Below are 23,052 nucleotides of genomic sequence, written 5' to 3' on the forward strand. Positions count from 1 at the left end.
CGCGCGGCACGACGGGCAAAGTCGTCCTGGAGCAGTGACCGTCAGGCTGAGCACATGACCGGCGCGTTGCTCTGCCGCGCCGCGAGCGGGCCTACCCCAGGCTCCCACTCGTAGGAGAACCGGCCGTTCACGCACGGGTGGCGCGCGCGCAGCAGGTAGCTCTCAGCCAGTTCCTCCAGCAGATCCTCGGCCCGCTGGTCGTCGATCCCCAGGGCCACGGCGGCAAGCGTCGGCGTGAGCCGATCGGGGACGCCGGGAGACAACAGCGCGTACGCCAGGGACCGCGACTCGGCGGGCAGCGTCGCGAGCGTCCGGTCGAATCCGGCCCGCACGCCCAGCGGATCGCCGTCGGCGCCCTCGGCTGCGAGGACCCAGGCAATGGCCTGCCGGGCCGTCCAGTGCGGGCGGCGGCGCAACTGCGAAGCGACCGCGAAGAGCGCGCCCGGCAGCCCCCGGCACAACCCAGCCAGCCGTCGCAGCCCCTCCGGGTCCATGGTGGTCCGGTGGCTCGGCACGGAGGATGCCAGCAAGTGCAAACAGTCGTCGAAGGGCAGTCCGGCCAGTTCGACGTGGACCGCCGACGAGGACACGAACAGCCGCCGTCGGCTGCCGATCACCACGCCGCAGTCGGCGCCGGACGGCAGCAACGGCGTCAAGTCCCGTACGTCACACACGTCGTCGAGCACCACCAGAACGCGCAGGTCGGCAGTCCAGCTACGGAACAGCAGGCTCAGGTCGGTCGTGCCCAGTCGCAACTGGTCCTCCGTCGCGCCGAGTCCACGCAGGAACGAGCGGAGGATCTCGGCGGGCCGCACCCGCCGGCCGGCGCCGTCACGCAGACGCGCGTAGAGCCGTCCGTCCGGGTAGTGACCGCTCACCCGATGCGCGGCGTGCAGGCACAGTTCGCTCTTCCCCGTGCCGGGAGCGCCCCCCACGACCACGAGCGGCCGGTCCTCCCGCGCCCGGCCGGCCAGCACCGCGGTGATGCGCGCCAGCTGGCCGGCGCGTCCGGTCAGACGCTCGCGCGGGGCGGGCAGATGGCAGGGCGCCCGGGTGGCGGCGGTCACGGCCGTAAGCCGCCCGGCGGGACGCAGCACCGCCTCGTCCGACGTGAGCACGGCCGTGTGCAAGGCCTGGAGTTCGGGCGAAGGGTCGAGACCCAGTTCGGTGGCGATCCGCTCGCGTGCCCGCTGGTAGACCTGGAGCGCCTCCGCTCGCCGGTCCATGCGGTAGAGAGCCGTCATCAAATTGCGCTGGGCCCACTCGTTCGTGGGTTCCCGCCCGGCCAACGAGGTGAGTTCGCCGAGCACCTCGTGGTGCCGGCCGAGGTGCAGGTCGGATTCGATCCGCAGGTGGTGCGCGCTGGTACGCAACTCCTTCAGGCGGACCGCCTCGGCCTGCAGCGCGGGCCCCTTGCGCACGTCCACCAGGGCATCGTCCCGCCACAGCTGCAGCGCCGCGGCGGCCGTGTCACGGGCCCGGGCGAAGTCCTCGTCACGGAATTCCGCACGGGCACGGGCGAGCAGCGGCTCGCACCGGAAGACGTCCACGTGGTCGGCGGGCAGCGACAGCTGGTAGCCGCCGTCGACCGTGCCCAGCAGCGGCCCGGCCGCCCGCACCGCGCCGCCCCTCCTCGGGTTGCCGAGGGAGAACCGCTTCCTGAGCTGGTACACATACGTCTGCAGGGCGGTGTGCGCGCTGGCCGGCGGGTCGGCATCCCACAGCTCGTCCATGAGTTGCTCGAAGCGCACCACCCGGCCCGCGTTCAGCACGAGCAGTGCCAGTGTCTGACGTACCTTCTGGGCGGCCGGCGCCAGGTCGACGCGGTGATCGTCCCCGTAGGCCTGGAGCGGCCCGAGAAGGTTGACTCTCATGAAATTCGCCCTGCCTCACGTTCGTTCGGTCCCCGTCAGAGGAGTTCCTCGGCTGGCAACTGCCGGCTCCTCGCACACTCCTGTGCCAACCGGGCCACCGAGTCCTTCCCGGCGTCACCCCGGCCGGCGACGCCGTCCGCCCGGACGGTCGTCCCCGGCGACTGCCGGCCCGCCTCGCTCGTGGAACGCTGCCGACCCGCGTCGTCCGTAACCGCGTGGATGGCGCGTACCTCGGATCCGACCAAGGTCGGGGCGCTTCGTGGGCGCCTCTTCCGGGTGAGTAATCCGGCAAACGAACAATCCCCTCGGCGTGACCTTGCCAGCGGTGATCTGGTCCAGAACAAGGTCACGGGGGCTTCCGTGCTCGGCGATGAGCCGGCCGGCCTCGGCCTGCACAGCGCTCATCGCCTCAGTCGGCACGAGCCGCGCCCTATCGTCGCACTTCATCACTCCGACCCGGCTGAATCGGCCGGCCCGGCGACCTGCTCGGGTGTGCGGCTCCCGGTCAGGAGTTCGCAGACCCGGCTGCCGCGGCCAGGGTCGGGTGGTGCCGGGCCACGATGTCAGGGAAGGAACGGATGAGCCCTTTCATGACGTTGTCGCCATACAGTGCGAACAGCGGGTTGTCGGCGACGTCGATGACTCCGCCGGCGCCCTCAACATATGGGCTGGGCAGTGGCTGCATCGTGGCGTCCAGCCGAGGGTTGTAGAAGAAGGGAATGGAATAGCGGTTGACGCCCGGGGCGGGCCGGACCACCCGGTGGAGGGTGGCACGCACGTAGCCCCTCGTCGCCACCTCCAGCAGCTCTCCCAGGTTGACCACGAACGCCCCCGGGATCACCGGCACATCGGCGAACTGGTCGTCCTCGACCGCGACCTGGAGGCCGCCATTGCCGTCCTGGACGAGCAGGGTGAGCAGCCCGAGGTCGTTGTGGATGCCGGTCCCCTGGTCGGAGCCGGCATTCTCGCTCGTCTGCGTGGGACCGGGGTAGTGCAGGAGTTTGAGGTGGATCTGCGGATCCGGATCGACCACATCGTCCAGGAACCCGGCGGGGGCGTCGAGCGACTCGAGCATCAGCCGTAGCAGTTGATGTGACAGATCGGTCAGCCGGGCGATCCATGACTCGATGGCCGGGCGCAGCTCGGGCATCGCCTCGGGCCACTCGTTCGGGCCGATCAGGCACCGGTAGGCGGGATCGCCGGGCGCGGACGTCCTCGCGGGCTGCTCCGGCCCGATGTCCAGTTGCCGGCGCTGGTCGGGGATACCTTTGGTGTGTTCGCGGCCGAGTTCGGAGTAGCCGCGGAACAGCGGCGAGTCGAGGATGTTCAGCGCGAGCCGATCGGCCTCGGGCAGGGCGAAGAACCGGCGGGCCAGCTCGAGCATATCGTCGGCGTCCTCGACATCGTGGCCGACGAGCTGGAAGAAGCCGACCTCGTGGATGGCCTTGCGCAACCGGTTCAGGAACGCTGCCCGGGTTTCTTCCGAACCGGCGGCGTCACGGAGGTCGAGCACCGGAAAGGGGTCGGTCATGGCAGCTCCTTCGCATGGCTGGTCTGGTAGGTCGTCGGGTCGGTCACGCCGGCGTCCCGGAACGCTACCTGCCGGTCCCAGCAGGAAGCGCACCGTCCGCAGTGCAGCGCGCCGCCCCGCATGCAGGTCCAGGTCTCGGTCCAGGGGACGCCGAGTTCCTTTCCGAGCGACACCACACCGCTCTTGCGCAGCTTGGCCAGCGGCGCCGTCAAGGTCAGCTCGGGGTGCGCGTATCCGCGGGTCGCGATCTTCTCCATGGCGAGGAAGGAGTCGAGAAACGCGGTATTGCTGTCGGGCGCGGCCTGCGCGTCGTCGATCACCCCGATGGCCACCGCTTCCGCCTTCTCGGCGACAGCGACCGCGAAGGCGATTGACAGCAGCAGGGCATTGCGGTTGGGCACGACGTTCGGGCTCTCGCCGAGCGACTCCCTCTTCTGATCCGGCACGTCGACGGCCGGGTCGGTGAGCGAGGAGCCGTGCATGAGCTTGCCGACCGGGCTGAGATCGACGACGTCGTGCGGTACCCCGAGCGTTCGAGCTGCCTTCGCGGCGAACTCATGCTCGACGAGGTGGCGTTGTCCGTAGTTCACGGACAGCAGTCGGAGTGTGTGTCCTTGGGCCTGGAGGTGGTAGGCCATGGTGACCGAGTCCAGGCCGCCGGACACGATTGCGACAGTTTTGGGCATGCGTCGCCTTCCGGCGGATGGCAATGGATGGGAATCAGTACCTGGGGATCAGGGCAGCGCTGTACCGTGCACGAACACGGTGGCGGACGCGCGGTTCGACGCCGCCGTGCACAGCGGTTGCTGCACGGTGCTGGTCATGCCGTCGGCGTGGCCGGGACGACCAGCCGGGTCGCTCGCCGGCCTCGGCGGTAGGTCAGCTCGACCTCGGGCCGCGGACCGTCCAGCCGCATGGCCACGGTTCGCTCCTCGCTCCACCCGACCAAGCGGTACTCGTGTCCTCCGAGTGCCACCAGCGGGAACAGGTGGTCCCGGGGAGATCGGATGGCGAGACCCGTGCCGGTGTCGACGACGTGGAAGGTGGCCTGCGGCTGCGGGCCGGTGAGCGACGCGAACTCCTCCACCTCCAGCAGGTGCGCCGGCGCGTCGAACGAACACGGAGCTGCTTCCCGCTCGCTGTCGGCCAAGGCCACCGCCGACCGGTTGTAGAGCACATCCGGGCCGTTGAAGTAGTCGGCCCAGTCAGCCGGGAACAGGTGTGCAAGCTCCGGTGTGACGAGTACGTCCACGACAAGATGCACCCGATGCTCGGGACCAAGGTTCTCGATCTGGTGCATGCGGCTGAAGTCACCGAACCAGAACTCACCGGGCTGCCAGCGATAGGTCACTCCGTCAAGCACCAGCGAGGCCTTCTCGTGGGTGATGACCGGGATGTGCAGCCGGGCCATACCCCAGTCCGGGGCGAACTTGAAGTCGCGATGGGGGTATCCGACGGTGTCGGGTCCAAGATCCATGAATCGGGCCGCGAAGAGGGGTCCGGGAATCGAACGCAGGATCTCCCGCACATACGGCATGTGGGCCAGCCACTCGGTATCGGCGAACTCCGCACCACCGGGGCCGCCCGGGTCGGTACGTGTCTTGTCACCACCGGGGCTGCGCACCGCGAGGCAGCGCCAGTCCTCCTCGGCTTGCCTGACCACAACCCCGTCTCGGTACACGCGCTGTTGGTCCCACAGGTGGTTGCGCGCCGTCATGAGGTCGGCCACCAGCCGTTCGGCGTCCAGCGCGGGGAGCAGGCGAACAGCTTCCGCGGGCGTCAAAGAGTCATTGTCGTTCATCGTTGTCCTTTCATGTCGACCGGACCGGATTCGCATGTGGAACGGTCTCTGTTCGTAGCTCTCCGGCCCAAATACGCCAATAGCTGTCACGATCGCCGACACGGTGAGCAAGACGAATGCAGGTGGGCACAGTGCGGAGGCGATCACCGCGGCGGAGGATGTCCCGCGACCGGTGATCCAGCAACCGCGCGACCGCGCGATCCGAGCGACAACGCACCGACCGGCGGGAAGCACAGGCCGGCGACCGTCGCGGCGCCGAGGAAGACGACCAGCATCGCGCCCGTCCCGAGCGCCGCGCCGGACGCGGCGGCGGAGTAGTCGCTCGCTGCCTCCACTTCCGGAGTCGGATGGCTCGTTACACCCGGAGCAAGTCGAACAGCTCGCCCCGGAGCCCGGAGTCCGTGCCGAACTCCCCGCGATATGCGGTCGATGTCATCTGCGCGGCAGCCTTGATGCCGCGCATCGACATGCAAAGGTGCTCGCCCTTCGCTATGACCGCGACGTCCGGGGTGCCGCTCAGGGTGCTGATCTCGAGCGCGATCTGGTCCACGAGGCGCTCCTGGACCTGCAGCTTGTGCGCGTACTGATGGGCGACCCTGGCAAACTTCGACAGGCCGAGCAGTTGCCCCGCCGGGCGGTAGGCGATCGTCACGGAGCAGTTGAACGGCAGGAGGTGATGCTCGCACAGGGACCAGACCTGAATGTCTGAGACGACTACGAGCTGGCTCGTGCCAATGGACTCGAAAAGAGTGCCCAGCGAACCCGGGTCGTAGTTGATGAACTCTCGCCACCAGCGAGCGAACCGCGCAGGTGTGTCGCGCAGTCCGTCGCGATTCGGGTCCTCGCCGATCTCCTCCAACAGTTGGCGGGCGAGCCCGACCAGTGGGTCCTCGGTCGTCCTCGACGCTGACGAGTCGCCATCGAGGTCCAATTCTGTCACCGACATACGGTCACCTTTCGTCTGGGCTTCGGAGTCACTGACCTCACGGCCGGTACTCGGCCCAAGTCTTGGGAGTTTCCGAGACACGCACGCAGGTCAACTCGGGAAACTCCATCGACCATGTCTTGTAGACCCAGGCTGCCATATTCTCAGCCGTCGGATTTTCATCCATCACATCGTTCAGATGCCGATGATCAAGATGGTTGTCCAGCCAGGCCTTGAATGCGGACAAGTCTCCGTAGTCTCGAACGAAGCCCACAGGCAACAGATCTGCATCATCGGCTGCAAGCTCCAACTCGATCACATAGTTGTGCCCGTGCATTCGGGCACACTGATGCTCAGGAGCAAGGCCGGTAAGTCGATGACTGGCCGAGAAGTCAAATTTCTTCGTGATTCGAAATGTCATCGATCCGAGTTCCCTTCTCCTTTGCGTGTGCCGTTGCTCACACGCCGCGTTTGTCGTCCCACAACAAGGTGTGAAGTCTGGTCGTCAGGTTCCAGCCGCGCTCCACCACAGCGTCGGCCAACTCGGTCATGTGTTTTGTGACATCGTCGGCAGAACGCCCGATCGGCATGATCCATACCGAGGACAGGTCGAAGGCGGCAACCAGCTGGGCCACTTCTTCGAGATCGCGGGTGTTCTGGCAGACGAACTTGAACGTGCTTCCCGGCAGTGCCGAGAGACTGGTGAGTGCTTCAGGGACAATCCTGCGCCGCAGGGCGTCGCCCGAGTGCGACAGCTTCGGCGAGACATTGAACCTGACGCCGGCGGCGATGAGTTCGGGGTGCGCGGCGTGCGTCCCGTTGGTCTCGATCTCGATCTCTTTACCGCGTCCGGTCAGTGCTGCCACCAGAGGAATCAGTCGCTCTTGCTGGCCCAGGGGCTCACCACCGGAAATCACGATCAGCTCGGTGTCGAATGCGAGCAACTCTGCGACGACATCTCCGACCGGGCGGCGGTGCAGCTCCTTGCGCGGATCGTGGGCGACCCCGCTCTCACCGGCGCCGGTCCAGTCCCACGTGTACGGCGTATCGCACCACGAGCACGACAGGTTGCACCCGCCGAGTCGCAGGAACGCGCATCTGCGTCCCAGTGACCGGCCCTCGCCCTGGACAGTCGGACCGAAGATTTCGTTGACTACGAGATCCTGCTCCATGGCGCACCGTTTCCTATGAGTGGGACGGCTCGACGGCCGTCGGCTTCTGCGCCTGCACGATGAACCAATGCCGACTCAGCCGGACGCCCTGATCGACGGTCGCGGCGGCGACATATCGATCGAATGCCTCCTTGTCCGCCGCCGAATCGTAGTTGTCGATGATTGGCACTTGGTGCAGAAAAGTGTCCAGATCGCCCGGCGAGTGGTAGAACTCCTCGAACCGGAACGCCTGGTTTCTTGTCACCACGAAGCCTGCGTCGGACAGTTCTTGAGCGATCTCCTCCGACAATGGCCTGCCGTTCCATCTGTCGAAGTCCTGGCCGCGACCGAACGTTTCCTTCAACTCGCGCCCGTCCTGCTCCCCGATTCCCATGTACACCACGGCACCGCCGGGGCGGAGCACCCGCTCGAACTCTCGGGTGATCAACGGACCGCGGCGGGAAGTGACCACATCGGCGGACCCATCGGGCAGCCCCGTATGGGCGGCATCGCACAGCTCGAACGTGACGTGCGCCGGCCCTGCCTGCCTCCGCTCGATACCGCGCGGCGCATTCCAGCATCGACGCCGACAGATCTGTCCCGGTCACGGCGCCGTACGCAGGAGAGCCGCGCAACAAACTACGCCCGTCGGCGCAGCCGACATCCAGCAGTCGGGCCCGCGGTGCTCCCAGTGCGGTCACCAGTACATCGAAGACGGCGTCCGGGCGGCCGTCGGGGAATGCGTCGGTGCTCCGCGCATCGCTGAAGTAGCCGCCGAACCGCTCGGCCACCCGGGAGCAGAACTCCGCGTCCATCGTCATCGGCCGTGCACCTTCCCCTGAGTCACGGTCAAGGAGAGGCCCTGGTGCGCATGCACCAGTTCCTTCCTCTTCCGCGGGAACTCCCTGACAAGGTCTACCGCTGCTGTCGCGGGGGTCTTTGTGCCGCGCTGCGATTCGGTTTCCGGGACGCCGAACGCGGCGGGCGTCACCGCGTCCCGGGTCACTACGGTCATTCGGACCACTCCTTGGGGGCCGTCCCCCGAAGGGGCGCCGAGGTTGTGCAAGACCCAATCTCCGGTGTCGCCCTATCGGCCCGGCATCACGGCGCATCCACGGCGGGACGGGTCCGGGATAAGGCGGTGGTAGCGCGAGCATGCGGCCGCGATGGGCACCTGGTTCACGCTGGTTTCAGCAACGCCCGGACGGATTGCGAAGGGAGGAGAACTGAGATGGCCATCAAGAAGTTGCCGGCTGCCGCGGGGGCCGTGGTCGTGCTGGGCGCCGTGGGAAATCAGCACGGCGTGGAGCAGGGCCCGGTCGCCGTGACGCCGGCCGACGAAACACCCGGCAACACGCCGTGGACGTGATGGACCAGCATGCCTCCTGGTATCAGCCGACCGACGTCCTAGGCCTGCCCAGGATGGCAACGATGTCAGCCCGCACGGCAGCGACCCCGCTGTGGTCCAGGATCCGCTCCCGAATCCTGGCCGATTGCGAGTAGTACTCGACCGCCTGTCCCACGCGACGCAGGTGGGCATTGACCCGGCCGAGGTCGTGCAGCACATACCCTGCTCCGACCAGGTCGCCGCTCGCTCCGACCATGGCCAGGACCTCAAGCAGGGTACGTTCCGCCGCCTCGTACTGCTGCTGATACATCAGCATTTGGCCCAACCGCCGCAGTGCGAGGGCTTGGCCCCGGTCGAAGCCGGCTGACCGGCAGATCCCGAGAGCCTCGTCGAGATACGAACGGGTTCGCGCGAAGTCCGCTCGCCGCATCGTGATGTGTGCCATCTCGCCAAGCACATGCGCCCGGCCGATGACGTCCTGCGCCCGCACGAAGTTTCGCTCGGCGCTCTCGTAAAGGGCCAGCGCCCGATCGTCGTCACCATGGTGCCGCTCGATGCGCGCCAGGTCACGCAGGCACAGTGCTTGACCTCTCAGCTCCCCGATCCGCTCGAAGATCTCCAAAGCGGCGCTGAGGTAAGAGCCTGCTGCCTCATGCTCGCCCCGGTGCAGGTGCAGGGTCCCCAACGAGCCGAGAACCGCCGCCTGGCCCCGTTCGTTGCCGGCCTCCTGTACCGCGGTCAGCGCTACCTGATGGGTGCGCTCCCAGAGCTCGGGATAGCCACGGGCCTCGAAGAGCGTCACCAGAGTCGTGGCCAGCTCCCAGCACACCTCGTCCAGCCCGGACCGGGCCGCCAACTCGACCGCGTTCAACAGGTTGGTCTGCTCGCTCTCCAGCCACCCGAGCGGGTCGCGGAGGCACCGCCGGACATAGTCCTCCGGCGGATACCACCGTTCGGCCCGGCCCGTCACGATGGTGTACGCACCGCCGTAGATCTCCTTGTGTGCCCTCTCCGCGAGCGCCATCCAGCCACCGACCATACGCCGCACCGCTCCGGTGCGTTCTGCCTCGGGAATCTCCGCGGGCAGCCGTTCGTGCGCGAACGTCCGTACCATCTGCGACAGTCCGCATCGGAACTCCCCGCCCTGGTCCATGGCGGTGATGTCCAGGAGCCGCCTGTCGATCAGCGGTTCCAGCAGGTCAGCAGGGTTCGGCGTGCGGTCGTCGATAAGGGCGGCACCCAGCCAGCTCGGAATCTCCGTCCCCTCGGCCAGGCTGATCAGGCATAACAGGCGACGGTCGGCCGCCGCCAGGCCGTCGTAGCTGAGTGAAAGACTTGCCCGGATCGACAGCTCGCCGTATGCCAGCTCGTCCAACCGGCGGTGCTCGTTCTCAAGCCGGTGCCACATGGAGATCAGTGACCAGTGCGGACGCGCGGCCAGGCGCGCACCGATGATACGCAGCGCGAGGGGCAGCCCGCCCACCAAGCGTATGAGGGCCCGCGCCGCCTCCCGCTCGCTCTCCACACGACGCTCTCCAATGATCCGCCCCAGGAGCTGGACGGCCTGTTCCGGGCTCAGCGGCTCCAAGTCGAACCGACGGGTGCCCGGCAGCGCCGTGAGCTGGCCGCGGCTGGTGACCAGCACGCCGCTGCTGCCGGTTCCGGGCAGCAGCGGCATCACCTGCGACTCGCTCACCGCGTCGTCCAGCAAAACCAGGATCCGGCGATCGGCCAGCACACTGCGGTACATCTCCGCGCGCTCGTCAAGCGCATCGGGTATGGCCTGGCCCGGTACACCCAGCGCTCGGAGAAACCGCCCCAACGCCTGGGCGGGGAGCACCGGTTGTCCGTCCGGCCCTCGGAGGTCGCAGTAGAGCTGTCCGTCCGGGAAGTACTCGGTTGCGAGTCGGTGCGCCACGTGCCTGGCCAACGTGCTTTTCCCGACACCAGGTCCGCCAAGCACCAGGACCACGTTCAGTTGCCCCTTTTCCCGTCCCTCGGTGACGGCGTCGCAGACCGCTGAAACAATCACGTCGTCGGCTACGAAGTCGCCGATGTCGGCGGGAAGTTGCCTTGGGGTTACGACCGGGTTGGGATCGGCACCACGCTCTTGCACCGCCTCAGAGAGCGGCGTCGCCACCAGCGAACGTGGTTCGGCCGGTTCGGCCAGTGCCAGGTCGGCGTCGTCGGTCAGGATCGCCTGCGCCAGATCGCGTAGTTCCCTTCCCGGGTCCAGGCCCAGTTCTTCGCTGAGCATCGCGCGGCCCTGGTGGTAGGCGTCCATCGCCTCCGCCTGCCGGCCCGAGCGGTACAGCGCCACCATGAGGTGCCCCCGCAGCCGCTCGCGCAGCGGATGGCTGGCGACAAGCTGCTGCAACTCGCCGACCAGGTGCTCGTGACGGCCCAGCTCCAGCTCCAGCCGCACGCAGGTCTCCACCGCTTCCAGGCGGCTCTCGTCCAACTGCGCTGCCGTACCGGCCAGGACTTCGCTGGGCACACCGGCCAGGCACCGGCCCCGCCACAGGCCTATCGCCGGGCGAAGCGCGTCCACCGCATGCACCTTCAGACCATCCCGGGCCAGGGCATGCGCCTCAGCTACCAGGCGACGGAAGTTGCCCAGGTCGGTCGCATCCTCCGGCGCCCTCAGGACATACCCGTGAGCGCGGGTCTCGATGGTGGCGTCGACTCCCCCGTCCGCCAGCGCCTTGCGGAGCCGGGAGACGCAGATCTGCACCTGGGTGCGTGCGGTCTTCGGCGGATCGTGATCCCAGATGACATCCACCAGATAGGTGGTCTCCACCACCCGGTTCAATTCGAGCACCAGAGCCCCGAGGACGATCTCCTGCCGCCCCGGTGCCACGTACACGGCCCCCAGCTCGCCGCTCACCTCAAGCGGCCCGAGCACCCGGAAGGGAGCCGCTGTCACGCCGCTGCCGTCGTACTCTGCCGAAGCTGCCATGTACACCCATTTCTGTGGTACCCGCCAGGCCTGGTCCGGCTCGCGCAATTGGGCGGCCGAACTCATGCCGACCTGGCTTCTCATCCGCAGCAGTTGGCCAACGCCATTCCTGCCACAGTCAGATACATGTGCATCTGAGACGAAAGTTTCGATGATCGGTCACGGATATCCCCAGACCGTTTGGCGGGCGGCGCGCCGGGGCTCCCGCACAGCCGCCTCACGCGACCACGAGCACCCCGGTGCACCCGTCGGTGCGAACCTGTGCGCAACAGCGGCCCCACGAGGCCGGCACCGGCACCCGTGATGACGGCTACACGGCCGAAATTTCCTGGTTCACGGATCTCTCGTCTTTCAAGTACGTCGGGCCTACAACCGCCCGGGTTTGCACTGCTTCCGCAGCCTAGGAAGATCGGCACAGCGCAGACTTGAACCACAGCGACGTCCGCGGGCCTCGTAACGCTTTGCTTCGGGCACGTCGCTCATTTCGACCGCCATGTGCCCTCCTCTTGGGTCCGATCCCGCTCAACTCGGCGGAGGTCCGGTCAGCCAGGACATCACCTTAACTCCCTTCAGATGACACATCAACTTAATCCTCCGCAGGCGAACTCGTGTCGCGGACATGCCCTCGGCAACCGGCCCGCCGCCAGCACCCCGCCTTCAGGCGGTATGGCTCGCCGCAGCCATGTTCGGCACCGGGATCGGGAGCGATGTCTTCGGCGTGCTGTGGGTCACCACCATCCAGCGGGAGATCCCGGAGCGGGCGCTGTCCCGCATCAGTTCTTACGTCTGGTTCGGCTCCCTGGCCTTCGCCCCGCTCGGGCTGCTTGTCGCCGGACCCGTCGCCGCCGCCGTGGGCACCGGCCTGGCCCTGGCAGGCTGTGCGGCCCTGATCGCCCTGGCCACCATGGCCGCCCTACTCTCGCCGCAGGGACGCACCCCGCGCACGGCGACTGAGGCGCCTTCCACCGCGGCAGCTTCCTCTGATGTGGAGCATCCGGTGGGCGAGGAAGCAGCGGGCTGAGGCGTACCCGGGCGATTCCGGGCTGCCCAGGCCGTCACGAGCCCGAGCCGCATTGACCGTCAGTCGCGGCGGTGGCGCCTGGCCCGTGCGATGCGTGAGCTCGGCCGATGCACATTCCATGCCCCGGACCCGGTGGCCAGGCCAACCCGATCGAGATGCTGAACGACAAACGTTCCTGAAACTCGTCTACATACTCATCCGGCGGGCCGCGAAAGTGTCCGCTGCTGCGGTTCAGGGAGTCAGGTCCAGTACGCGGACCGGCTCCCCTGCCCTCAGCGACGACGTACGCTTCGGCCTCCGCTCGGTGCGCAACGTTGGCGACGACATCATCGAGGCCCGCAAGGCCAGCCCTCCGCATCGGCGAGCAGCCCCACCCACCCGGGGCGAGCGTGACAACGGCCTGCGGCTTCGAGCCCTCGATGACCGGCGGCACCGACTGAGCCTCGCCGAAGCGGGCGGCCGAGCAGCCGGAGAGGCGGCAGGTGGCGCTGCCGGTTTTGGCGACCGTGAGCAGCAGGTGGTTCACGGGGGTCGGGACGCCTTGGTGTTGGCACCCCCGCAGGTGACGGTCTCGTCGCCGGGCTCATCGGCGTGGTTCCCAACGAAAGAGGCGGGAGGCTAGCCCGACGGCGACGACGACCCAGCTCAGTGTGGGGACCAGCAAGATCAGGGAGTCCGCGACGGGTACGTTGCCCTCCCAGGCATTGACGACCAGTTCGGTGGCCGCGCCGCCGGGAAGCAGCCGCTTGAGCAGGGCGAGTTTTTCGGTGCCGGTGAGGCCTACCCAACTGGCGACCGCGATCACCGACAGGCTGACGGGTAGCGTGGTCACCTGAGCGTGCTCCGGCGAGTTCGTGAGTCCCGCCGTGGCGAGTGCCAGGCCGACCATCATGGTCAGCGTGGCCAGGACGGCGGCCGCGAGGAGCGGGATCTGGGACGGTTCGGTGGCGACCGCGCCCAGCACGATCAGGATCGCGACCACCTGGACCAGCGCGATGACCGTGACCGGCAAGAGCAGCCCTGTGAGGATGTCGACGCCGCCCACGGCGGTGGAGCGCAGCCGTTTGAGGAAGAGGTTCTGCCGACGCGAGGCCAGCGTGGTCACGGCCGTGGTGTAGAGCCCGAATGCCATCACGGTGAACATCACGATCGCCGCGATGTAGCCGAGGCCGGCCAGATCCGCGAAGATCTCGTGCTGGTAGACGAAGAACGCACTGACGGCGACCGGCACGATAAGACCCGTGACCAGAACCAGCCGGTTCCGGAAGATCTGGATCAGCTCACTGCGAGCGATCGCGAACATGGGGTTGGGTCCCTTCGTGGCGAAGCGTTGGCGGGTTCAGCCGCCGGTGATGGCGCGGAAGACATCGTCGAGGCGGGTCGGACCGGCCTGCAGTTCCCGGAAGTCCACCCCGGCGTCGTGAGCCCAGCCCAGCAGGCGGTAGAGGTCCTCCTGCAGGCTGAAGGTCTCCACGCGGAAGGCCCCGTCCACGGGCACAGCTCCCGTTGGCGGCTCGGGACCGCCGGCCGGGAGGGCGAAGGTGATCACCGACGGCAGGGTCTGCGTCAGCTCCACGACGGTCCCCTCACGGTGGAAGGTCCCCTGGTGCATGAGCCCGATGCGATCGGCCCGTTGCTGCGCCTCCTCCAGGTAGTGAGTGGTGAGCACGACCGTGGATCCCTCGTCGCGCAGCCTGTCCACGGCAGCCCAGAGCGCGTCGCGGGACTGGATATCCAGGCCGGTCGTCGGCTCGTCCAAGATGACCAGCTCGGGCCCGCCGTACACGGCGGTGGCGAAGTCCAGACGGCGTTTCTCGCCGCCGGAGAGTTGCGACACCTTCGTGCCCGCCTTGCGGGTCAGACCCACGACGCCCAGAACGCGGTCGACGTCGTCGTGCCGCCGGGTCAGCGTGCCGATCAGCTGGACCGACTCCTTCACCGTGAGATCCGGAGAGAAGCCGCTCTCCTGCAGCATGATGCCCATCCGCGAGCGCACGGCAGCACGGTCGCGCGGGCTTTGCCCCAAGACGCGGACGGTGCCCGACTCGGCTGGCCGGTGTCCCTCGATGACCTCGAGGGCCGAGGTCTTGCCTGCGCCGTTCGTGCCGAGCAGTGCGTAGAACTCGCCACGCCGCACTTGGAACGACAGGTCCTTCACGGCATGGAAATCGCCATAGCGGACGTTGAGCTTCGTGACCTCGATGACTGTGGACATACCTCGATTCCACCGGCCGTGACGCGCTCCCGGTAGTGGCTTCGCATCACGTCCGCGCCATGACATTCCTGCCAGGCACGCATGACACGGTGTCACTGGTGTACCGGAAGCTCCGCACGGATACTGGCTGAACGATGTCTGAAATTACCGAGGCGACGACACAAGGACGGCTGCGCCGGCTCAACCTGATCACGCTGCTCCCGGTGGTCGCTGTCGGTGGGGTGCTCCTGGTGGCGCTGGACGCCGAGTCCTGGTCGGACGCTGTGGTCCTGGGCCTGGGTGTGGTCGCGGCACTGGTGGCCTTCGTATCCTGGGCGGCAGGCAGCCTGGCCCGGGTCGCCGTGCCGTGCCTGGTCCTCACCGCGGGCGTCTGGCTCTTCGGTGTGCTGGTGGCCGGGAGTGGGAAGGCGATCTTCGGTCTGTCCATCGTGGGCCCGTTGGTCGTGCCGCGGCTGCGCCGCCATCGTGGCGCAGCCGCCGTCACCCTGGTCGCCTACGTCGCCGTCGTGGGCGCGACACGGTTCCTGATGACGGATGACGACCCGCGTGACGTGCTGATCAGGTATGTCATCGTCCCCGCGGGCGTCACCGCCATCGTGACGGGGCTGATGTTCCCCAACAAGCGGTTCTACGACGTCGTCCACGAATTGGAGGAGTCGCGTCGGCATGAGGCGGAGCTGGCCGTGGTGCGTGAGCGTATGCGGTTCGCCAGCGACCTGCACGACATTCAGGGTCACACCCTGCACGTGGTGAAGCTCAAGGTCGCCCTTGCACAGAAGCTGGTGCACCGCGACCCCGGCCGGGCGGGGCAGGAGCTGCGCGAGATCTACTCGCTCGTCAGCGACACCATCACCCAGACCAAGGAGCTCGTCTACGCACAGCGTCGACTCAACCTCCCCGCTGAGCTGGAGAATGCGAAGAACCTGTTCGAGGCCGCTGGCATCAAGGTACACATCCGCCGCGTTGCGTGCACGGACAGTCGCGTGGGCGAGCTGCTCGGCCAGGTCCTGCGCGAGACAACGACCAACATCCTGCGGCACGCCCAGGCCAGGGAGGTCAGGATCGCGTTGTCCGAGTCAGGCATCAGCATCGTCAACGACGGCGTACCAGACAAGCCGCTCTCAGAACTCAGCGGTCTCGCCGTTCTCGAACAACGCGTGGTCGACAACGGGGGAAAGCTCACGGTGGACCAGAAGAACGGGCATTTCCTGACCGCCGCCGACTTCCCGTCACCTGGTCCCGAGGCACAGGAGGCCCGATGACCACCATCGTACTCGCCGACGACGAGGCACTCTTGCGCAAGGCGCTCGCGGCGCTGCTACCGCTCGAGGGCGACATCGCTGTGCGCGCCGAAGCCGAGGACGGCGAGGACGCCGTCCGCGCCACTCTGCGGTACCGGCCCGACGTGCTCGTCATCGACCTGGAGATGCCCGGCGTCGACGGGCTCAGCGCCGTCGCGGCGATCCGCAGCGTCCAGCCGGACCAGGTGATCCTCATGCTGACCAGGCACGCCCGGCCCGGGGTACTGCGCCGGGCACTGAAGCTCGGTGTCCAGGGATTCGTCAGCAAGTCCGCTGAACCGGCGCACATCGCGTCCGTCATCGCGACCCTGCACGAGGGACGGCGCTGGATCGACCCGGACGTCTCCGCGCTCGCCCTCATCGACGACTGCCCCCTCACTGACCGCGAGATCGACGTCCTGCGCGCCACGGCCGACGGCTACTCCGCCGCCGACATCGCCGGTCAGCTCCACCTCGCCGAGGGCACCGTCCGCAACTACCTGTCCAATGCGATGCGGAAGACCCAGACCCAGACCCGGCACGAAGCGGCGCGGTACGCCCGCGAACACGACTGGCTGTGACCACACCCGACGGGTGGAAGACCCGGCGCGTGCGTAGACCTCGAGCAGGGCTTTGTCGCAGCGATTGTGCCAGAGGTGCCATCAGTCGCTGACCTGCTCTGTGTCCGGCAGCGCACGGCGGACGGCCTCGGCGTGGGTTGCCGAGCCATCCATCCGGCGCACGGCCTCAACACCAGGATGCTCGCGCAGCGAGGATTCCATAGGTGGCCGCGTCTCGGCCAGGCAGGACCGCGATGTGTCTTTCGGTCTCGGCATCCGTGATGCTCGTGGCGTAGCGGTGGCGGCGGCGCAGGGCAAAATCGTCCATCCCGATCAGCCGCGGGACCTCCTACGGCGGCAGGGACCGATGGCGCAATGCCGTGCTGCGGGACATGGGCACGGCCAGCAGGCCGGCAAGGCGTGCCGCCGCCCGGCCGCATAACTCCCGCACCACCTGGGATACCTGCCAGGCGTGTGCCGCACCGTGCGGCGCTGGTGGCGTTCCAGCAGCACGGCGATCTGCTCGCGGAAGGTGTGCCGCCCGCAGGCCAGGACTGGGCAGACCAGCCGTCGCACGCGCAGGCGGAACACAACCGGGCGGCCACCGACCGGCACATCTGCCACCGTACGGCGGTGCTATCCGTGCATCCTTGCCGACGACGTGCCGCACACCTGACAGGGCACCGCGCCTTTCCGGATCCGGGCGGTGACCACCGCAATCGCCCCTTGTCTCGCTGGACGGCACCCTCGCGGTCATGGCAACCCTGGACGCCGCCCGCGCGTGCATCGGGGTGAACCATCCCCCTCTCGGCCGAGCTAGGCGTATGGCCGGACGCGTTGCGCCACTCAGGTGACTTTCGCAGCGATCACAGCCAATCCTGCACAACAAGTTGATTGATCAACCGGAATGCGCTTCAGTTGATGCGTCAATAATCTCTCCTTGGACAGGAGTAATGGCATGAGTGAGAAGAAGGTCATCGCGGTCGCCGGAGCCACCGGTGCACAGGGAGGCGGCACCGCCCGGGCGATCCTCGCCGATCCGGACTCAGGGTTCACGGTGCGTGCGCTGACCCGGAACCCCGACTCATCCGCGGCCAAGGAACTCGCGGAGCTCGGCGCGGAGGTCGTGCGGACGGACTTCCATGACGAACCGACCGTACACAAGGCGTTCGAGGGTGCCTACGGTGCCTTCCTGGTCACCAACTTCTGGGCGCACGGTTCGGCGGCCAAGGAGACGGAGGAGATCGAGGTTTTGGTGCGGGCCGCGAAGAATGCCGAGCTGCGGCACGTGGTGTGGTCGACACTGGAGGACACTCGCGAACTGCTGCCGCTGCAGGACGAGCGGATGCCCGTCTTGCAGGAGAAGTACAACGTCCCGCACTTCGACGCCAAGGGCGAGGGCAACGAACTGTTCCGGCAGGCCGGGGTTCCGACCACCTTCCTGAACACCACCTTCTTCTTCCAGGGCTTCCGGTCGATGATGGGTCCCAAGCGCGCCGAGGACGGCATGCTAATGCTGACGCTGCCGCTTGAGGAAGGCAAACTGCTCGCCGGCGTGGACGTGAACGACATCGGCCGCATGGCGTTCGCCAACCTCAAGGGCGGCGAACGGTTCATCGGGCAGACCGTCGGCCTCGCCGGCGACCACCTGACCGGCGCCCAGTACGCGCAGAAGCTGGGCGCCGCGATCGGCGAGCCCGTGCGCTTCCAGTCGGTGCCCTACGACGTCTTCCGCTCCCTGGGCGTACCGGCGGGCGACGAGATCGCCAACATGTTCCAGTACTACGGCGACTTCGACCAGGAGTTCACCGGCGCCCGCGACCTGGACCTCCTGCGGGAGATCAACCCGGCACTCAAGAGTTTCGACGACTGGCTCGCCGAGAACGCGGCGAAGATCCAGGTGGGCTGACCCGCCACCGCCGGCGGGCCATACCCCCGAGGGTGCCGCTTTCCGGTGGACACCCTCGGAGAGCCGAATAAGGGGAACGCGTCTTCAGCGGCACGACGGCATGCCGCTGAAGGGGCCGTGGCACCGGGACCCCCACCGGGCGGCCGGGCGAGGTGCGGCACGGAACAGTCGGCAGAACAGGTCGTTCCGCGTCCCCGGAGGCGCGCCGGCCCTCAAACGGGGCCGGGGAGAGGGTGTACATGCAGTTGGTGCCCCACGCTTATTTGGTGAACTGTCAACTAGGTTGCACTTGCTTCATGGAGCCGACGGTGCGTTGGTTGACGACGGAGGAACAGCATGCGTGGCGGAGCTTCGTCCGCATGCATGAGAGGCTCATGGGCCGGTTGTCTCGTTTGTTGCAGACGGACTCCAATGTGTCGCCTGCGGACTTCGCCGTACTGGTCGAGCTGACGGACGTACCGGACCGGCGGCGGTTTCTGGACATTGCCAGGGCGTTGAATTGGGAGAAGAGTCGGCTGTCCCATCACATCGCCCGGATGGTGAAGCGTGGGCTGGTGATGCGGGACGAGTGTCCCGAGGACGGCCGTGGCGCATTCGTGGTGATCACAGACGAGGGGCGAGCGGTGATCGAAGCCGCCACCCCGCGTCACGTGAAGGCGGTGCGTGAGCTCTTCCTTGACAACGTCACGCCGTCGGAGCTGCGGTTGCTGGCTCGGATCTCCGAGCACGTGCTGGAGAAGCTGGACGAGGAACCATCCTGACCGGAACGTGCGGCCCGGTGTGCGTCATGTGGCCAGCGCGAGCGTCGCCCGCAGCGGCCGCTGAGGGCGAGATGAAAACGAAGGGGGCCATGGCGTTCCCAAAGCATTGGGTGCACCCATGCTCAGCGTGACAAATGCGAGAAGCACGCTGAGAACGGCGGCGGTGGCATACATCGATGTTCCGGAATTCATGAAGATTTGCGCGACTCGTCGACCGAGTCTCCGCTGCACTGGCTACGCCGAAGTCCAGCAGTGTGGCGTGCCAACCGCCTCTACTTGTTGTCGTGAAGCGGCGGTACCGGGTGCTTGCTCATGATCGACACGCGATTGAACGCGTTGATGGTGACTGCGACCCAGATCGCGGCCGAGATCTGGTCCTCGGAGAGAACCTGCCGGGCGGCCTCGTAGGCGGGTGTCTGGGCCGCGGCGTTCACCGGATCGGTTGCGGCCTCGGCCAGCGCCAGGGCGGCGCGCTCCGAGGGAGTGAACAGCCCGGTGTCCCGCCATGCGCTCAGGATTCCGAGTCTCTGCGGTGATTCACCGGCGCGCAGGGCCGCTCTGGTGTGCACGTCGAGGCAGTAGGCGCAGCCGTTGAGTTGCGACACTCGGAGGTTGATCAGTTCCACGGTGGTGCGGTCGAGCCCGGCCTCGGAGGCCGTTGCTCGGACCGCCTCCGAGACCTGCACCAGGGCATGGAAGGCCTTGGGGCTCTGCTTATCGATGAAGATCCTGCGAGGTGGGGAACTGTGGGGGCGGTTGTTCACGTCGGGGCCTCCTTCGGGCCATGCTCAGAGCAGCTCACGTTCGTGCGGACCCTGTGGCCATCGGCCCGCCTCCGTGACATCATAGTTGATGCGACAACCAGATCGTGCGGGAGTTGCTCCCGGCGAGCAACGTGGAAACCGATGCCGCGGCACCGCGGTGCACTCATCGAAGGCGACCGGCCCCATCCTGCCCTACCTGCCCATGTGGCCGACAACGCCCGCCACATCGCACGCCTGGCCGACAGCTGGCAGACCCTCATCGAACGCCTCTGTCAGCCGACCCCTGAGCGGGAAGCCGAAGTCGACCGGGAAGGGTGACGACGGGCGGCTCCGCGGAGTCCTGGGTCACGAACTCACCTTTCGAAGACGAGATTTCATCAGTGCGGTCGATGGTGGCGTCCGCCAGGGAAGGCGTGGCGCACGCCACCCGCGATACCCCTCGGTTGTGGCAGAGCGGCCGGTGAACGACTCCCAAACCTCCCGGGTCGGATGATGCGCTCACACCCGCACCCCACGGAGTACCACCACCGCCTTATTAGTTGACACATCAATCAAATGCCCGGATGATTGACACCTCAACAATCGGCCTGCACAGGAGCCCACCATGTCTGATCTCGCCTTCGGTCTGGACACATTCGGAGACGTACCGGAGGACGACTTCGGCACCGCGGTGTCCTACGCGAAGGCCATCCGCCAAGTAGTCCAGGAGGCCGTACTCGCGGAGGAGACCGGCGTGGACGTCATCGCACTCGGCGAACACCACCGCCCGGAGTTCGCGATCACCACCCCGGAGACTGTCCTGGCCGGGATCGCCACGCGCACCAGCCGGATCCGTCTGAGCTCCGGCGTGACCGTGCTCAGCTCCGACGATCCGGTCCGCGTGTTCCAGCGGTTCGCGACCGTGGACGCACTGTCCAACGGCCGGGCCGAGGTCATCCTCGGACGCGGCTCGTTCACCGAGTCGTTCCCCCTCTTCGGCTACGACCTCGCCGGCTACGACGTGCTGTTCGAGGAGAAGATCGAGCTCTTCGCCAGGCTGCTGGAGGAGAAGCCCGTCACCTGGAGCGACAGCAAACGGGCTCCGCTGGAGAACGCCGACGTCTTTCCCAAGACCGAGTCCGGTCATCTGAGCACCTGGGTGGGCGTCGGCGGTTCTCCCCAGTCGGTCATCCGCACCGCGCGCTACGGCTTCCCGCTGATGATCGCCATCATCGGCGGCAGCCCGGAACGCTTCGTGCCCCTCATCGACCTCTACCGGCGCGCCACAGAACAGTTCGGCACGACCGCCCACCCGGTCGGCATGCACTCGCCCGGCTTCATCGCCGACACGGACGAGCAGGCCCGGGAATTGCACTGGCCGGGCTACAAGGTCGTCCGGGACCGCATCGGCGCACTGCGGGGCTGGCCACCGCTGCGCAACGAGGAGTACGACTCGGAGATCGAGCACGGCTCCCTCTACATCGGGTCGCCGGAGACGGTCGCCCGCAAGATGGCCGGCGCGATCAACACACTCGGCGTCGGCCGCTTCGACCTCATCTACGGCAACCAGTCGATCAGCGCCCGCCTGCGCGCCGTCGAGCTGTACGGCACCAAGGTGCTCCCGATGGTCCGCGAGATCCTCGCGAGCTGACACCGTGAACGGAGAAGAAAACATGCTCACCACGCCCGTGAACACCGTAGGCATCCTGGGCGCGGGCAAGGTCGGCACGGCGCTGGGGCGGCTGGCCCTGGCCGCCGGCTACCGGGTGCTCATCGCGGGCTCGGGCGACCCTGCCAAGATCGCGCTCACCATCGAGGTTCTCACCCCTGGCGCGACCCCGGTCACCGCGGCTCAAGCCGCGGCGGCGGCGGACGTCGTCATCCTGGCGCTGCCGCTCGGCAAGTACCGCGCTCTCCCCCTCGATGCATCGCGCGGCAAGCTCGTGATCGACGCCATGAACTACTGGTGGGAAGTAGACGGCATCCGCGAGGACCTGACCGACCCGCTGAACTCCTCCAGCGAGATCGTGCAGGACTACCTGGCGGATTCACGGGTGGTCAAGGCGCTCAACCACATGGGCTACCACGATCTGGAGGACGGTGCCCAGCGTCCGGGAACGCACGGACGCAAGGCAATCGCGATCGCCGGTGACGATCCGGACGGCCTCGCCACCGTCGCGCACATAGTCGACGCAGTCGGCTTCGACCCCGTCATGGCCGGCCCCCTGGCCGAAGGGATACGACTGGAACCGGGCACCGAGCCGTTCGGCGCCAACGTGGGCGCCGAAGAACTGCGTGCGATGCTTCTCCGCTTTCCGGAGTCGGAGCGCGGAAGGAGCATACGGTGCGCGCGGGCCGCCGTCGCGGAGTCGGCGGAGCACACGGCCTGATCGCCCAATCCGAGGGGGTCGGCAGACGGATAGCTCGAACGTGGTGAACAACTCGTCGAGCAGCGCCATGGCCTGCTCCGGGCGGCCCTCCGCATCGGCCATGAGCGCCAGCAGCAAGGCAACGCGTTGCGGACAAGTATCGCCAGATTGCCGACCATCCGTCTGTCCTCGGCCTCGTCCACGCCCTTGAGCCCCGCGCCCAGCCGCACCGGTAGTAGAGCACGCTCAAGTGGGCCGCCATGACGGTAGCCATGACGGCCCTGTCCCCCGCTTGCTGCGCGGACCGCAGCGCCTCGTCAACCGCCGCCCGGGCCGTGGCTCCCTAGTCCCCCACTAGCCCCAGATCGAAGCAGCGCAGGACCAGAAGGTAAGCGTGCAGGCACTCCGGGACCCCCGGCAAGGCCGCTCCGATGCCGGCTTGGCACGCTCCCTCCGCGAAGTCGTACCGGCTCGACACGCGCGCGAGGCTGAGACGCACCCGCTCCCCGCCTCGCAGGGCGAGCTGCAGGACAAGGCCGTCGCGCCGAGTGCGCGCACCTGTGTGGCACGTCCGGCTCGCCAGAGAAGCACCATCGCCCCGCTCT

The 23,052-nt window shown here is 67.5% G+C and carries 22 protein-coding genes and 2 pseudogenes; 8 read left to right on the forward strand and 16 right to left on the reverse strand.

Annotated features, from left to right (window positions below):
• Nucleotides 1-41 precede the first annotated feature (41 nt).
• From CGL27_RS10130 to CGL27_RS10180, 10 genes are all read right to left on the reverse strand, one after another.
• A complete protein-coding gene (locus CGL27_RS10130) occupies nucleotides 42-1,874 on the reverse strand; it encodes an AfsR/SARP family transcriptional regulator (protein WP_119986049.1) in 1,833 nt (610 codons plus the stop codon).
• A 505-nt stretch (nucleotides 1,875-2,379) separates the two neighbouring features.
• Nucleotides 2,380-3,405: a 2-oxoglutarate and iron-dependent oxygenase domain-containing protein gene (locus CGL27_RS10140; protein WP_119986052.1), complete on the reverse strand. Its 1,026-nt coding sequence runs from the start codon at nucleotides 3,403-3,405 to the stop codon at nucleotides 2,380-2,382.
• On the reverse strand, nucleotides 3,402-4,091 hold the full coding sequence (locus CGL27_RS10145; RefSeq protein ID WP_119986054.1) for a 7-cyano-7-deazaguanine synthase: 690 nt from the start codon (nucleotides 4,089-4,091) through the stop codon (nucleotides 3,402-3,404). The genes CGL27_RS10140 and CGL27_RS10145 overlap by 4 nt, the downstream gene beginning before the upstream one ends.
• Before the next feature lie 134 nt (nucleotides 4,092-4,225).
• The gene (locus CGL27_RS10150; RefSeq protein ID WP_162952942.1) at nucleotides 4,226-5,353 is read right to left on the reverse strand and encodes an aspartyl/asparaginyl beta-hydroxylase domain-containing protein; all 1,128 of its coding nucleotides are present in this window, start codon (nucleotides 5,351-5,353) and stop codon (nucleotides 4,226-4,228) included.
• Nucleotides 5,350-5,541 carry a hypothetical protein gene (locus CGL27_RS10155; RefSeq protein WP_119986058.1) on the reverse strand — a complete coding sequence of 64 codons (192 nt, stop codon included), beginning with the start codon at nucleotides 5,539-5,541 and terminating at the stop codon, nucleotides 5,350-5,352. Before CGL27_RS10155 ends, CGL27_RS10150 begins: the two co-directional genes overlap by 4 nt.
• 20 nt (nucleotides 5,542-5,561) lie before the next feature.
• Nucleotides 5,562-6,152: a GTP cyclohydrolase I gene (gene folE, locus CGL27_RS10160; RefSeq protein WP_119986060.1), complete on the reverse strand. Its 591-nt coding sequence runs from the start codon at nucleotides 6,150-6,152 to the stop codon at nucleotides 5,562-5,564.
• Between the two features lie 37 nt (nucleotides 6,153-6,189).
• Complete coding sequence (locus CGL27_RS10165; protein ID WP_119986062.1) at nucleotides 6,190-6,552, reverse strand: 6-carboxytetrahydropterin synthase; 363 nt, start codon at nucleotides 6,550-6,552, stop codon at nucleotides 6,190-6,192.
• A 37-nt stretch (nucleotides 6,553-6,589) separates the two neighbouring features.
• Nucleotides 6,590-7,303, reverse strand: coding sequence for a 7-carboxy-7-deazaguanine synthase QueE (locus tag CGL27_RS10170; protein ID WP_119986064.1), 714 nt, complete (start codon nucleotides 7,301-7,303; stop codon nucleotides 6,590-6,592).
• Between the two features lie 13 nt (nucleotides 7,304-7,316).
• Nucleotides 7,317-7,730: a hypothetical protein gene (locus CGL27_RS10175; RefSeq protein WP_119986066.1), complete on the reverse strand. Its 414-nt coding sequence runs from the start codon at nucleotides 7,728-7,730 to the stop codon at nucleotides 7,317-7,319.
• Nucleotides 7,731-8,099: 369 nt separating this feature from the next.
• Complete coding sequence (locus CGL27_RS10180) at nucleotides 8,100-8,297, reverse strand: hypothetical protein (protein WP_119986068.1); 198 nt, start codon at nucleotides 8,295-8,297, stop codon at nucleotides 8,100-8,102.
• A 216-nt stretch (nucleotides 8,298-8,513) separates the two neighbouring features.
• Here CGL27_RS10180 and CGL27_RS49940 point away from each other — a divergent pair, with 216 nt between their 5' ends.
• Nucleotides 8,514-8,651 (forward strand): hypothetical protein, encoded by a 138-nt coding sequence (locus CGL27_RS49940; protein WP_159037873.1) that lies wholly within the window; start codon nucleotides 8,514-8,516, stop codon nucleotides 8,649-8,651.
• Nucleotides 8,652-8,673: 22 nt separating this feature from the next.
• On the opposite strand, the gene CGL27_RS10185 is transcribed toward CGL27_RS49940, so the two are convergent.
• Nucleotides 8,674-11,655: an AfsR/SARP family transcriptional regulator gene (locus CGL27_RS10185; RefSeq protein WP_205587657.1), complete on the reverse strand. Its 2,982-nt coding sequence runs from the start codon at nucleotides 11,653-11,655 to the stop codon at nucleotides 8,674-8,676.
• Between the two features lie 553 nt (nucleotides 11,656-12,208).
• On the opposite strand from CGL27_RS10185, the gene CGL27_RS10190 reads away from it, so the two are divergent.
• The gene (locus CGL27_RS10190; RefSeq protein ID WP_205587658.1) at nucleotides 12,209-12,610 is read left to right on the forward strand and encodes a hypothetical protein; all 402 of its coding nucleotides are present in this window, start codon (nucleotides 12,209-12,211) and stop codon (nucleotides 12,608-12,610) included.
• A gap of 376 nt (nucleotides 12,611-12,986) precedes the next feature.
• On the opposite strand, the pseudogene CGL27_RS10195 reads toward CGL27_RS10190, so the two are convergent.
• From CGL27_RS10195 to CGL27_RS10205, 3 genes and pseudogenes are all read right to left on the reverse strand, one after another.
• Nucleotides 12,987-13,139, reverse strand: a pseudogene (locus tag CGL27_RS10195) (DUF4232 domain-containing protein); the annotation flags it as partial.
• Nucleotides 13,140-13,193: 54 nt separating this feature from the next.
• The gene (locus CGL27_RS10200) at nucleotides 13,194-13,913 is read right to left on the reverse strand and encodes an ABC transporter permease (RefSeq protein WP_119986069.1); all 720 of its coding nucleotides are present in this window, start codon (nucleotides 13,911-13,913) and stop codon (nucleotides 13,194-13,196) included.
• Nucleotides 13,914-13,949: 36 nt separating this feature from the next.
• Nucleotides 13,950-14,825 carry an ABC transporter ATP-binding protein gene (locus CGL27_RS10205; protein WP_119986071.1) on the reverse strand — a complete coding sequence of 292 codons (876 nt, stop codon included), beginning with the start codon at nucleotides 14,823-14,825 and terminating at the stop codon, nucleotides 13,950-13,952.
• Between the two features lie 134 nt (nucleotides 14,826-14,959).
• Here CGL27_RS10205 and CGL27_RS10210 point away from each other — a divergent pair, with 134 nt between their 5' ends.
• On the forward strand, nucleotides 14,960-16,087 hold the full coding sequence (locus tag CGL27_RS10210; protein WP_119986073.1) for a histidine kinase: 1,128 nt from the start codon (nucleotides 14,960-14,962) through the stop codon (nucleotides 16,085-16,087).
• Complete coding sequence (locus tag CGL27_RS10215) at nucleotides 16,084-16,686, forward strand: response regulator transcription factor (RefSeq protein ID WP_119986075.1); 603 nt, start codon at nucleotides 16,084-16,086, stop codon at nucleotides 16,684-16,686. The genes CGL27_RS10210 and CGL27_RS10215 overlap by 4 nt, the downstream gene beginning before the upstream one ends.
• An 84-nt stretch (nucleotides 16,687-16,770) precedes the next feature.
• Here CGL27_RS10215 and CGL27_RS51765 read toward each other — a convergent pair.
• A pseudogene (locus CGL27_RS51765) lies at nucleotides 16,771-17,346 on the reverse strand (transposase); the annotation flags it as partial.
• Nucleotides 17,347-17,623: 277 nt separating this feature from the next.
• On the opposite strand from CGL27_RS51765, the gene CGL27_RS10225 reads away from it, so the two are divergent.
• Together CGL27_RS10225 and CGL27_RS10230 are read left to right on the forward strand one after the other, a co-directional pair.
• Nucleotides 17,624-18,574: an NmrA/HSCARG family protein gene (locus tag CGL27_RS10225; RefSeq protein WP_119986079.1), complete on the forward strand. Its 951-nt coding sequence runs from the start codon at nucleotides 17,624-17,626 to the stop codon at nucleotides 18,572-18,574.
• Nucleotides 18,575-18,870: 296 nt separating this feature from the next.
• Nucleotides 18,871-19,335: a MarR family transcriptional regulator gene (locus CGL27_RS10230; RefSeq protein ID WP_119994331.1), complete on the forward strand. Its 465-nt coding sequence runs from the start codon at nucleotides 18,871-18,873 to the stop codon at nucleotides 19,333-19,335.
• 272 nt (nucleotides 19,336-19,607) lie between these two features.
• Here the strand turns inward: CGL27_RS10230 and CGL27_RS10235 are convergent, their stop codons facing one another.
• A complete protein-coding gene (locus CGL27_RS10235) occupies nucleotides 19,608-20,099 on the reverse strand; it encodes a carboxymuconolactone decarboxylase family protein (RefSeq protein WP_078640379.1) in 492 nt (163 codons plus the stop codon).
• A gap of 604 nt (nucleotides 20,100-20,703) precedes the next feature.
• On the opposite strand from CGL27_RS10235, the gene CGL27_RS10240 reads away from it, so the two are divergent.
• Together CGL27_RS10240 and CGL27_RS10245 are read left to right on the forward strand one after the other, a co-directional pair.
• Nucleotides 20,704-21,729, forward strand: coding sequence for an LLM class flavin-dependent oxidoreductase (locus CGL27_RS10240; RefSeq protein ID WP_119986081.1), 1,026 nt, complete (start codon nucleotides 20,704-20,706; stop codon nucleotides 21,727-21,729).
• A 22-nt stretch (nucleotides 21,730-21,751) separates the two neighbouring features.
• Complete coding sequence (locus CGL27_RS10245) at nucleotides 21,752-22,468, forward strand: NAD(P)-binding domain-containing protein (protein WP_119986084.1); 717 nt, start codon at nucleotides 21,752-21,754, stop codon at nucleotides 22,466-22,468.
• Nucleotides 22,469-23,052: the final 584 nt, after the last annotated feature.

Origin of the sequence: Streptomyces sp. 11-1-2 (genome assembly GCF_003595545.1) — a bacterium.
Taxonomy (GTDB): Bacteria; Actinomycetota; Actinomycetes; order Streptomycetales; family Streptomycetaceae; genus Streptomyces; species Streptomyces hygroscopicus_B.